Source organism: Flavobacterium sp. KACC 22761, assembly GCF_034058155.1.
GTDB lineage: Bacteria > Bacteroidota > Bacteroidia > Flavobacteriales > Flavobacteriaceae > Flavobacterium.
Map to the genome: position 1 here is coordinate 2,740,554 of NZ_CP139148.1, position 11,908 is coordinate 2,752,461.

8 protein-coding genes are annotated in these 11,908 nt (G+C 35.4%); 1 reads left to right on the top strand and 7 read right to left on the bottom strand.

Annotation, left to right across the window (positions count from 1 at the left end):
* Positions 1–32: 32 nt before the first annotated feature.
* The 4 genes from SCB73_RS11875 to dinB form a co-directional block, all read right to left on the bottom strand.
* Positions 33–659, bottom strand: a complete 627-nt coding sequence (locus SCB73_RS11875) for an alpha-ketoglutarate-dependent dioxygenase AlkB family protein (RefSeq protein WP_320566450.1) — start codon at positions 657–659, stop codon at positions 33–35.
* A gap of 30 nt (positions 660–689) precedes the next feature.
* Positions 690–2,078, bottom strand: a complete 1,389-nt coding sequence (locus SCB73_RS11880; RefSeq protein WP_320566451.1) for an exonuclease domain-containing protein — start codon at positions 2,076–2,078, stop codon at positions 690–692.
* A 176-nt stretch (positions 2,079–2,254) separates the two neighbouring features.
* Positions 2,255–5,308, bottom strand: coding sequence for a DNA polymerase III subunit alpha (locus SCB73_RS11885; protein ID WP_320566452.1), 3,054 nt, complete (start codon positions 5,306–5,308; stop codon positions 2,255–2,257).
* Positions 5,308–6,489 (bottom strand): DNA polymerase IV, encoded by a 1,182-nt coding sequence (gene dinB, locus SCB73_RS11890; protein ID WP_320566453.1) that lies wholly within the window; start codon positions 6,487–6,489, stop codon positions 5,308–5,310. Before dinB ends, SCB73_RS11885 begins: the two co-directional genes overlap by 1 nt.
* A gap of 89 nt (positions 6,490–6,578) precedes the next feature.
* Between dinB and SCB73_RS11895 the strand changes: the two genes are divergently transcribed.
* Positions 6,579–7,352, top strand: a complete 774-nt coding sequence (locus SCB73_RS11895) for an XRE family transcriptional regulator (protein WP_320566454.1) — start codon at positions 6,579–6,581, stop codon at positions 7,350–7,352.
* Between the two features lie 216 nt (positions 7,353–7,568).
* On the opposite strand, the gene SCB73_RS11900 is transcribed toward SCB73_RS11895, so the two are convergent.
* From SCB73_RS11900 to SCB73_RS11910, 3 genes are all read right to left on the bottom strand, one after another.
* Positions 7,569–8,330, bottom strand: a complete 762-nt coding sequence (locus SCB73_RS11900) for a phosphatase PAP2 family protein (protein ID WP_320566455.1) — start codon at positions 8,328–8,330, stop codon at positions 7,569–7,571.
* Between the two features lie 420 nt (positions 8,331–8,750).
* On the bottom strand, positions 8,751–10,469 hold the full coding sequence (locus SCB73_RS11905; RefSeq protein WP_320566456.1) for an ATP-binding protein: 1,719 nt from the start codon (positions 10,467–10,469) through the stop codon (positions 8,751–8,753).
* A gap of 253 nt (positions 10,470–10,722) precedes the next feature.
* On the bottom strand, positions 10,723–11,844 hold the full coding sequence (locus SCB73_RS11910; protein ID WP_320566457.1) for a sensor protein KdpD: 1,122 nt from the start codon (positions 11,842–11,844) through the stop codon (positions 10,723–10,725).
* Positions 11,845–11,908: the final 64 nt, after the last annotated feature.

Consider the following 11,908-nt stretch of genomic DNA (forward strand, 5'->3'; position numbering starts at 1 on the left):
TGATTCTTTTTAAGAGTTCAATGTTATAAAAATCAAAGATTTCGATTGGTTCTCCTAAAGGTAAGATTGATCCTTGGCAAAACGTCGCGAGCCGTTTTTGGAACATGATGTTGCCAAAAACTATTCGTCGTTCCAGCCATCAATAAAAAGGAGCCATGATGCAGCGGAATCTCAACTTGACCAATGTCTTTCCTGAATTTATGTCGGAGTTTAAACATTCTAGTTTCGCCAAAAGTAACTGAAGCGATAATTGGATCTTTGCCAGAATTGTCTTCACGATCGCTATGCCAGCCAACGCCATCTTTTCCGTTTCGGTATAAATTTAGTAGAAGACTGTTAAAGTCAAGCTGGGTTTCTTTTTCAACTCGGCTTCTTATTTTTAATAATTCATACGTCCAGTCAGGTCCGTTTGGATCAGCTCCTGCATTATCTTTGTCTTCATACCACGCAATCATTCTAGGAACAGTATAAGTTTTGTCATAAATTTCCATTTCATATTCTCTCCATTTGGTTTTACGAAGTATTCTTTCATAAAAAGAATCTGATTCCTCTTTGCTGAAGAAATTTTCAATCAGAATAAGTTCGCAATCCGGAAGATCAAATATTTTTTTACCTCCGTGTCCAGTGGTGAATAACTCGGTGTCGCTAAATAGTGTCATAATTTTTTTTACAGCTCTATTTTGTTCGGTTTAAGAAACGTTGCTCAGAAATTGTTTGTTGAAGAATACTTTGCTTGGATGTTTTTCTGCGAAAGCAAAAATCAACTGTTCAATATATTGGTTGCTTTTATAAGGCGTTACATAACTTTTGACATCTTCTGGATCGTGAATCGAAACATCTCTAGGAATGTATCCCATTCCGTAAAAATGGCCGTTTTCTATCCAGATACAGCTGCGTTCCTCTTTGGATCTTCCTTTGTCTATAATGGCAAAAGTGGGCCTGTTGTTTATGAAAAAATCTATAGCATTGTCAACTTGTTCGTTGTGAAGCAGAATATCAGGGAGACTTTTTATATCATTATTTTGCGGAAGCTCTGCTTCTTCAGGTCTCGAATATTTGCAGAATCTTTGATCAATTTCAAATTGTTCAGCCAAGCTTCTCAGTAAATTTATAGCGTTATACAAACTATTAAATTCATGAATGCAAGTTTGAAATTTGCTTAGTTTTCCAACAGCTAAATATTTATATCCGTTTCTTGCCTCATATTGATAAATACCGAATCTTGTTTCAAAACGTTTTAATGCTCTATTGTAGGCTGGCCAAAGCTGTTTTATTTCGGTACATTCTAATAAAAGCGCCATTAATTCGGTGGCACAGACTTCAAAAGAAATACCGTGAATGTCTCTCAGAAAATGCTGTCTTTGAGGATTGATATTGTTGCCACTAAAGTGTGATGCCACACGTTTTTTTACATTTATGGCTTTACCTACATAAATCACTTTTCTGGCCTGATTATAAAAATAATAGACACCTGGTTTTTCAGGTAAATTATTGAAGTCATCTGGTGGAAGATTAGGAGGAAGACGTTGATCTTGTGCTGTTTTTTTGATCATTTTTTCAATTTCTCCTTCACTGTCCCATTCCATTAAAAGTGAAAATAATACAGCGGTTGCATCTGCATCTCCGCCGGCGCGGTGTCGGTTTTCTAAATTGATATTTAAAGAATTGCAAAGATTTCCTAAACTATAAGAACCCAATCCCGGCTTGATTTTTCTGGCTGCACGAACAGTACAAAGTTTTTTTGCCGACCATTTAAAACCAGCTTGTTCCAATTGATGATGAACAAATGAATAATCGAAGTTGACATTATGAGCAACGAAAATACGATCTGTAAGCATTTCGAGAACCTTCTCTGAAATGTCATCAAAAATTGGCGCATTGGCGACCATTTCGTTATTAATACCTGTTAATCCAAAAATAGAAGGAGGAATGTCCTGCTCAGGATTTACAAGAGTTTCATAACGATCCAGCACATTTTTGCCATCATGAAGAATGATCGCAATTTCTGTAATGCGGCTGCCACTGGCATTTCCGCCTGTGGTTTCAATATCGACTATAGCATATTCCGTATTTTTCATCTTTATATAACGTAAGTTGTTCTTTAGTTATTTAATTTTTTAACACTTAGTGTGCACTATATTTTTTAATCTCGCAAAGACGCAAAAGCGCTAAGTTTTTTTCTTTTTTAAGTCTTTGTAAATAAAACTTTGCGACTTTGCGACTTTGCGAGCAATTTTTCGGCGTTTAGTAAAAATTAAAACTTCATTCGATGTCTGGGCAGATTAATTTCATTTCCTGATGGATAAGGTTTTCGATGTGTAAGGCTTATATCTTCTTTAATTTGGTTTTGTGTTCTGTATTGATCTTTAGCATCCATATAACGCGGATCTGGAATAAAAGGCATTTTCGCCATTTTGGTTATTGTTATGGTAGGAAAATGGTAATCGACTTCTACAGTTCCTAACAATAAATAACAGCCTCCGCCCTGAAAAGGATGTTTTTCTAAACTATCCGGAAAGTGTGCCGTATCAAAATAAGTGCCTTCATGATCAATCCAGGTTCCGAAGTACATCGTTCCTTTTTTTGTCGGAACGTGTTTTCTAGAAATCAAATACGCCAGCATTCTCACTTGTTTTTTATGATACTGAACCAAATCTTTCGCCATTACATCTCCGCGATGTTTGGTTTGTAAAAGATCAAAAACAGTACAGGAAACAGGGAAACTCAAAAGCTCAATTTCGTCAAAAGCATCTTCAAAAACAGAACGCTCCAATGTTGGAAGCTTGTATTCTTTAACCGGTTCCTGCAGTAATTTTAAATCTCTGTTTTCAGGCTTAAAATTATTCAACAACAAACTGGCAGTTACCAAAAGTTGATTTTTGGTTTTTCCTGTAAAACGAAAAGCATCAATAAAAATCAGAGTTTTAACGCCTTCGATTCCAATTGGAATTCGGTTGATAAAATCTTCTAGAGAATTAAAATCGCCTTTTTTGTTTCGGTCTTCTTCAATCAAATGAGCAATTTTAGATTCCAGACTTTGAATGTGCATAAAGCCAAGGTAAATATCAGTACCATACAAAGTCGTCTGATATTCGCTTTTATTCACACACGGATTATGAATCGTTCCGCCAGACATTCTGGCTTCGTGTACATAAACTTCGGTTCTGTAAAACCCACCCTGATTATTGATTACCGCCGTCATAAATTCAACAGGATAATTAACTTTGAGGTACAAACTCTGGTAACTCTCAACGGCATATGAAGCCGAATGCGCTTTGCAGAAAGAATAGCCTGCAAACGATTCAATCTGGCGATAAATTTCCTGGCTCAACTGTAACGGATGCCCTTTTTGAGCACAGCTCGCAAAGAAATTATCTTTTACTTTTTGCAACGCTTCCAAAGATCTTCCTTTGCCAGACATGGCACGACGCAGAATATCTCCGTCTGGTGCAGGAAGTCCACCGTAATGCTGGGCAATTTTAATTACATCTTCCTGATAGACCATAATGCCGTAAGTTTCGCCAAGATGTTCTCTGAAAACTTCATGAAAATATTCAAACTGAGTTGGATTGTTATGACGGAAAATATACTCTTTCATCATTCCCGATTGTGCAACGCCGGGACGAATAATAGACGACGCGGCGACAAGAATTTTATAATTATCACAATTTAAACGGCGCAGTAAACCACGCATAGCAGGACTTTCGATATAAAAACAGCCAATTGTATGTCCTTTTGCTAAATAAGAATTGCAAACGGCTTCATCTTTAGATAATGAAGTATCGCGAATGTCTACTTTTATTCCTCGATTTTTGGCAATAAGTTTTACGCTGTCATCAATATGTCCGATACCGCGCTGACTCAGAATATCAAATTTGTCAAAACCAATTTCTTCTGCAATGTGCATGTCAAAAAGCACGATCGGAAAACCTTTTGGAGGCATTTCCAGAGGCGTGTAATTGGTAATGGGTTCTTCAGAAATCAGAATTCCACAGGCATGCATGCTTCGTTGGTTCGGATATTTTTCAAGCAACATTCCGTATTGCTGAACCATTTTTACAATTTTATTGGTTTCATGCAAAGCCATCGGATTTTTAGCCAGCATATCCAATTCCTCTTTTGGAAGTCCGAAAACTTTTCCAACTTCTCTAAAAATTGAACGGTATTTAAACTCGACATTCGTACCACAGAAAGCAACGTGATCTCTGCCATATTTTTTGAAGATATATTCCAGAATTGTATTGCGTTCCTGCCAGCTCCAATCGATATCAAAATCGGGTGGAGTTTTACGATTAAGATTTAGAAAACGTTCAAAATACAAATCCAGTTCAATAGGGCAGATATCGGTAATTCCGAGACAATAGGCAATGATACTGTTGGCACCGCTTCCGCGACCAATGTGCATAAAACCTTGGCTATTGCTATATTGAATAATATCCCAAGTAATTAAAAAATAACCGCTGAATTCCAATTCGTCGATTACTTTTAATTCTTTTTCTACACGGGCTTTTGCTTCTAGATTGTCGTTTCCGTATCGTTTTGCGAATCCTTCCCAAGCTAATTCTGTCAGTTTTTCTAAATCTTTTTGACGGTTTTCAGTATAGAACTTTTTATTTCTTTTAACCGAAAAATCATATTGAAAATTGCACTCGTCACTGATACGTTGTGTATTTGAAATGATTTCAGGATATTTTTCATAAAAAGGCAAAAGTGATGCTTCAGATTTCATCACATCAGAAACTTTGCAGTAATCAGCTTCTGTAAGTTTTGATAAAATAATATTGGTATCAATAGCCCTAAGCACTTTATGCAGATTGTATTCTTTTTTGCTTCTAAAAGTTACAGGCTGTAAAATCACCATTTTGGAGATTTTATTTTTATGTTTTGAAGTTAAAAGACTCGAAACTTCTTCAGGACGAACTCCGATAAATTCATTATCAAAAAGTGTTTCTGGAGCATTTTCTAAAGTATAAATCACAAAAACCGATTCGAATTTTGGAGCACGCAAAGGCAAAGTTTCTCCACTGAAATTATGATCAGTTAAAAAAACATTCATTTCTGCTAAACCTTCAGCATTTTGCGCTAAACCAATATATCGGAATTCATGATGGCATCGAAATTCCATTCCAACCAAAGGTTTGATTTCTTTTTCCTGACAGGCTTTTATAAAATCGTAAATTCCAGTAACCGTATTTATATCTGTCAATGCCATTGCTTTTATATCATGCAAAACGGCTTCGGCAATCAAATCCTTAAGCGGAATTGTGCCGTAACGTAATGAATGATAAGAATGGCAATTAAGGTACATTATTTCTTGCGTTTTAAAATTTCGTCTTTCGTATTCGGTTTAAAATGAGCTCCGGCACAACGCATTACAGCATCAAAACCGTAACGGCTTTTCATTTTATCCATCGCTTCATAAAGCGAGAGCATTTCCTGAGTATCTTCAAAAAGATCAATTTGATAGGTTCCGCGCACCAATCCGCTAAAGCGAACGCCAATCAAACGCAGGCGCATACGACGCTGATAGACTTTCTCAAAAAGTTCTATTACATTTTTAGTTAAAATATGATCGGCAGATGTATAAGCCACTCGGCATTGTTTGGTTTCGGTATCAAAATTGGCATAACGTATTTTGACGGTAACAGTCGAAGTCAACCATTGTTCCGCACGAAGCTGAAAAGCCAGTTTTTCGACCATTCCTAATAATATTCGTCTCAATTTAGCAAGATCAATCGTGTCCTGAGAAAAAGTAGTTTCGGTCGAAATTGATTTTCTTTCTGTATAAGGTTCAACAGGCGTATGGTCGATTCCGTGCGCTTTTTTCCAAAGTTCGAGACCATTTTTACCAATCATTTGCTGTAAAACCTCAGCAGGCATTTCGGCTAAAGTCTGAATTTTACGAACACCAATTCTAGACAAAAGCTGAAAAGTCACAGCACCAACCATCGGGATTTTCTGAATCGAAAGCGGATTTAAAAAGTCTTGTACTTCTTGTTCTGGAATTTGAAGATTTCCGACAGGTTTACCTTCGCCAGTTGCAATTTTTGAAACGGTTTTGTTTATGGATAATGAAAAACTAATTGGCAATCCGGTTTCTTTGATGACTTTTTGAGCCAGTTCATTGGTCCATTTATAACTGCCATGAAATTTATCCATTCCGGTAATGTCCATATAAAACTCATCGATACTCGCTTTTTCTAAAACAGGCGCTTTTTCCTGAAGAATTTCGGTAACATCATGAGAGAGTTGTGAATACAATTCCATGTCGCCTTTCATCACTTTTGCGTCTGGACAAAGTTTCAATGCCATACGAATTGGCATAGCAGAACGAACTCCATATTTACGGGCTTCATACGAACAAGATGCCACAACACCGCGGTCTCCGCCACCTATAATAAGCGGAATTCCGTTAAGTTCTGAGTTAGTGCGTCTTTCGCAGGATACAAAAAAGGTATCCAAATCCATATGTACAATTGCCCGTGCCATTTTCTTTTTTGTTTTTGTATGGAACAAAATTAGCACAGGTAATAACAATTTTTTGTATATTTGCTGTTCCAAATTATAACAAATTAATTATGTCCTTATTTTCAGACAACATCAGAGCATTAAGGGTTAAGCATAAAATATCGCAGGAGAAATTAGCTGAAAACCTTAGCATTACCAGAGGTAGATACGTGAAATACGAAGATGGAACTTCGGAAGCACCGTATGACATTTTAAAGAAAATTGCGTTATATTTTCATATGAGTATCGACTTGATATTATCTGTCGATATACGTAAAATTGATGTGCAAAATTTGATAAAACTGGAAGGCAACCGACTTATTTTGCCGATTCAAGTGGATAGTTTTGGAGAAAATTTTATTGAAATTGTATCTCAAAAAGCAAAAGCAGGTTATTTAAACGGATATGCTGATCCAGAATATATTGAAAGTTTACAGCAGATTACGCTTCCGTTTTTAGGTCCTGGAAAACACCGCGGATTTCCTGTTGAAGGCGATTCAATGCCTCCACACGAAGATGGTTCTATTATTATTGGCCGTTATGTGGAAAAGCTGGGAGAGGTAATGGATGGCAAAACCTATATTCTGATTACCAAAAGCGAAGGAATGGTTTACAAACGTCTCAATAAAAACAAAAAGAATGCTTTGGTTTTAGAATCGGATAATAGTTTTTATCCGAATTATGAAGTGAAAGCTTCTGATATTTTAGAGATTTGGGAATACGAATGCAACATTGGCCGTTCAGATAAAAAACAAGAAACTACAGAAACCGGAGCAATGAAAGATTTGCTTTTAGAATTGAAAAGAGAAGTTCGAGAAATTAAGAATAATACTTCGAATACGTAGTTTATAGCCACAGATTTCACAGATTAAAAGGATTATTTTTTTTTTTGCCACGAATTACACAAATTTCCATTAATTATATTTAATAAAAATTCGTGAAAATTTGTGTAATTCGTGGCAAACAAACTATACAAAGTAGTAAAAAAACCTTTTAATCTTAGCTATCGGGAGTGGCTTTTAAAATAAACTTTGTGTCTTAGCGCCTTCGTGGCAAAAAAACTAAAAAACTTTCGCAAATCCCAAACCATATTGCTGTCCGTTATAAAAAGGCATTATCATAGAAGTTGATTTGTTTTCAGAATCTGACTTAAATAATTTTTTTGTAATATACGGATTAATCCAATACGCAATTTTGGTACTCAAAATCCCAATTCCCGCTCCCGCAGCAACATCTGTCAGCCAATGACGATTATTGTAAATTCGGAATAATCCCGTTCCTGTTGCGACGGCGTAACCTGCAATTCCGTACCAAATCGATTTGTCTTTATATTCTTGATATAAAAATTCGGCACCCATAAATGCCGTTGCTGTATGGCCAGAAGGGAAGGAGTTATTCGAACTTCCGTCAGGTCTTTCTTCATGGACGATTGATTTTAAACTCAAAACGGTTGTTGCCATAATAGCATATGAAGTCACCAATATGACCGAACGATCGCGTATATTGTTTTTCCCTTTTACGCCAAAGGCATTCAAAGCGTAAACAGAAGCAGCTGGCGCATATTGCGAGAAATCATCAATGGTAATTTTTTCATCAATATCTTCAGTAACTTCACTTTGAATCTGATGATTAAAATTTAAGAGTTGGTCATTTCCAATTCCAATAACGCCATAGCCTATTAATACACTCGGAATAATTAATTGCTTGTAATTGAATTTTAAATGATTGGAAGTGGTATCAATTTTTGTGATCGAATCATTTTGCTGTGCATTCGCAGAAAATAATCCAAATAGAAATACCAGGGAAATGGCTTTGTAAAACATCTTTCGTTGTCGTTATATTTTGCAATATTAACGAAGGTTTTCGCCAACTATTTTTCTCTTAATTGAACCTTAAGTGAATATTAATTTGTTGGTTTTAAATGAGGTAGTTGAATTAAGATTAGCTAAATTATTATAGATAAAACAGAATATATTGTGTAATCCCTACGGGATAAATATATGTGTGCAGAAATTTTTCTACCAATATATAATCTCTACGAGATACTCCTTTAGGAGTTAAATATTGGTAGAAAAAAAGTATAAATTACAAGAAAGTCCGTAGGGACAATTCATATTGTAGGGCTGGATTTCAATCCAGTTTAATAATATGATATAGCCTATAATTGTTTTGCATTGCGGAATTTCTGTGTCAACCGGATTGAAATCCGGCCCTACAATATGGATCGAGCCTTTGGCTCTTTTTTACACTTTCAGTGAAAACCAAAACGTACTTCCCAATCCCAAATTACTCTCAACACCAACGCTTCCGTTTTGAGCTTCAATAAATTCTTTACTAATAGCTAATCCCAATCCCGTTCCAGATTTCTGACTTCCCGGAACTTGAAAATATTTATCAAAAACTCGGTCTTTATATCGTGTGTCAATTCCTTTTCCCGTGTCGATAACCTGAAATACAATTTGATTTATTTCTTTTTTAAGTTTGATATGAATGGTACTTTTTTCAGATGAATATCTTATCGCATTCGACAAATAATTAATCAAAACCCAGCCTGTTTTTTCGCTGTCAGCTTTTACTTCGGTCAGGTTTTCATCGGCATCAACAATTAACTGAATTTGTTTCTGATCGGCTTGAACTTTTACCGCTTCAACAGCATAATTTACAATTTGATGCGGATTGCTTTTTTCGATATTCAGTTGAATGTTTCCGGTTTCCAATTGCGATAAATTGAGTAATTCGCCTGTAATTTTCAGTAGTCGCTGACTGTCCTCTTTTATACTTTCAACCAATTGTTTTTGGTCTTCATTCATATCGCCTGTTTTTTCGTTTTCAAGCAATTTCAGACTTAATTTTATCGAGGCAATTGGTGTTTTTAATTCGTGTGAAACGGTTGCAATAAAATTGGTTTTAGCAAAATCCAATTCTTTAAAAAGTGTAATATTTCGCAGAATAATAACATCGCCAATATTGATTTCTTTTTCTTCGCCAGTCGGAATTATAGTAATATTCAGAATCTCTTTTTCGAAATAACTTTCTTTTCCGTGAGCGAAGATTTTAAGCGGTTGTTTTTTAGGAATATCTGAATCTTCTTTTAAAATCAAAGAACGAATCAAATCATTTGACAGAGCCAGTTTTGAAGCCGATTTCCCAATAAGATCCTCTAATTTTAGACCAATAATTTTAAGCGCTTCATCATTGGCAAACAAAACAATTCCTTCATGATCCAAACCAATAATAGGATCATTCATATTATTGATAAGCGTTTCGAGGCGTTTCTTTTCAAAAAAGAGTTTGTATAAATTACTGTCATTATATTCCTGAAGTTTCTGCGCCATTGTATTGAACGATTTAGCGAGATCTCCAAATTCGCTGTGACTCGTAAAATGAACTCTTTCAGAATAATTTTTATTGGCAATTTCCTTAATACTCAACGTTAATTCTTTTATAGGATTCGCAATATTATTTGGCAGATTGACTAATAGATTAAAAGCAATCAAAAAGCATAAAGTTCCCACAATGGCAATCCATAAATTGGCAGTTTCTGCGGTATGTTGAGCAATATCGCTTTTTTGTTTTATAGCATTCATATTGAGCTTCATGATCTCAAAAATATCCTGCCTGATTTGTGTTTTTAAAGATTCATCAGAATTGTTTTTTTCTAAAAGAGAAAAGTTTTTTTTCAGGTTGTCAGTTCCTTTTTTCTCCCCAACTTCAGTAACATTTTGTGTCTGTTTCTGAAGATTGTCTTTGAAAATAACAATTGCGTGATTTTTATCTGCGGTGATTTCATCTAATGCCAAAAGCATATTTCTAGAATACTCTAAAGTATTATAATTGGCTTTTAAAATATTTTCGGTGTCTTTTTTTATTGAAAAAATATAAAAGGCACTTACCAATGTGAGTATTATTATTAGTAAAAATAATAATCCAACACCCAGATTCAATTTGGTTTTAATTCTCATTTTATAAAACATTTAGTTTTTTTTGAACCATATAAGTGATATAAGAAAATATTAGAGTTCTTTTATTTAACCGCAAAGAGCGCTAAGGTTTCGCAAAGCACACAAAGATTATATTTAAAATACTTTGCGCCCTTGCGTCTTTGCGAGTAAAAAACTCTAGCGAACTTTGCGTAAAACTTTGCGCTCTTTGCGGTTAAATTTCAACATCTCTAATTAAATGAACTTATATAACTTATATGGTTTAAAATTTTTTTCACGACAATATCACAAGATCAACATTTGACAAAGACAATTTGTTCAGCAAACGCTTGAAAATTGTTGTAGACAAAATTACTTTAAACAAATTGAAATGCGGTTTCCCGATGCATACCGTTGTAATTTGTTTTTCTTCTACCGTTTTCAAAATAGCATCTGTAATATTTGAGTTTTCTAGTTTAATAACTTCCGCGCCCAATTGCACTGCGAGTTTAAAGTTATTAATTAAATGTCTTTGTTTGTCAAGTGCAATTCTCGTACTGCTTTCTTTTGGCGTTTCGACATACAAAACATACCAGGATCCATTGTAATAACTGGCTAATCGTGCTGCTTTTCTAATTATAATTTTGGCTGTTTTTTCATTACTGCTAATGCAGGCCAACAATTTTTCGTGCCGTAAAGCATGCAAATTCGGGACTTCACTTTCTACTTTTCGAACGACTTGACTTGCGACTTCTTTCAAAGCCAATTCACGCAATTGCAGAATTTGTTCCGATTTAAAAAAGTTCGCTAAAGCCGTCGGAATTTTATCCGGCGTATAAATTTTTCCTTCTTTCAAACGATCAATCAAATCTTCTGAAGTCAAATCGATATTTACAACTTCATCCGCCAGACGCAAAACATTATCGGGAATTCGTTCCTGAACATCAATATTTGTAATTCGTTTTACATCTTCATTTAAACTCTCAATATGCTGAATATTAACGGCCGAAATGACATTAATTCCTGCATCCAAAATCTCCAGAACATCCTGCCAGCGTTTTTCGTTTTTGCTTCCTTCAACATTGGTATGTGCCAATTCATCAACAATAACGACTTCTGGTCTAAGGTTAATAATGGCTTGCACATCGAGTTCTTCAAGTTGTTTTCCCTTATAAAAAATTGTTCGCCTCGGAATAATCGGCAAACCGGCCAAAAGTTCATGCGTTTCCTTCCGCATATGCGTTTCGATGTAGCCAATTTTTACATCGATTCCGTTTTTCAATAACGAATGCGCTTCCTGAAGCATACGAAAAGTCTTGCCCACACCGGCGCTCATCCCAATGTAGATTTTAAATTTTCCTTTCCTAGATTTCTGAATCAAATCCAGAAAATGCTGTGCGTTGTTTTCGTTTTCCATGTTTTTTTGTTTTGCCACGAAGGCGCTAAGGCGCAACGGTTTATTTTAAAAGCCACTCCCAATA

Excerpts from the sequence above, each read along its gene's own strand:
- SCB73_RS11875 (WP_320566450.1), bottom strand. The coding sequence starts at position 659 with ATGACACTATTTAGCGACACCGAGTTATTCACCACTGGACACGGAGGT.
- SCB73_RS11880 (WP_320566451.1), bottom strand. The coding sequence starts at position 2,078 with ATGAAAAATACGGAATATGCTATAGTCGATATTGAAACCACAGGCGGA.
- SCB73_RS11885 (WP_320566452.1), bottom strand. The coding sequence starts at position 5,308 with ATGTACCTTAATTGCCATTCTTATCATTCATTACGTTACGGCACAATT.
- dinB (WP_320566453.1), bottom strand. The coding sequence starts at position 6,489 with ATGGCACGGGCAATTGTACATATGGATTTGGATACCTTTTTTGTATCC.
- SCB73_RS11895 (WP_320566454.1), top strand. The coding sequence starts at position 6,579 with ATGTCCTTATTTTCAGACAACATCAGAGCATTAAGGGTTAAGCATAAA.
- SCB73_RS11900 (WP_320566455.1), bottom strand. The coding sequence starts at position 8,330 with ATGTTTTACAAAGCCATTTCCCTGGTATTTCTATTTGGATTATTTTCT.
- SCB73_RS11905 (WP_320566456.1), bottom strand. The coding sequence starts at position 10,469 with ATGAGAATTAAAACCAAATTGAATCTGGGTGTTGGATTATTATTTTTA.
- SCB73_RS11910 (WP_320566457.1), bottom strand. The coding sequence starts at position 11,844 with ATGGAAAACGAAAACAACGCACAGCATTTTCTGGATTTGATTCAGAAA.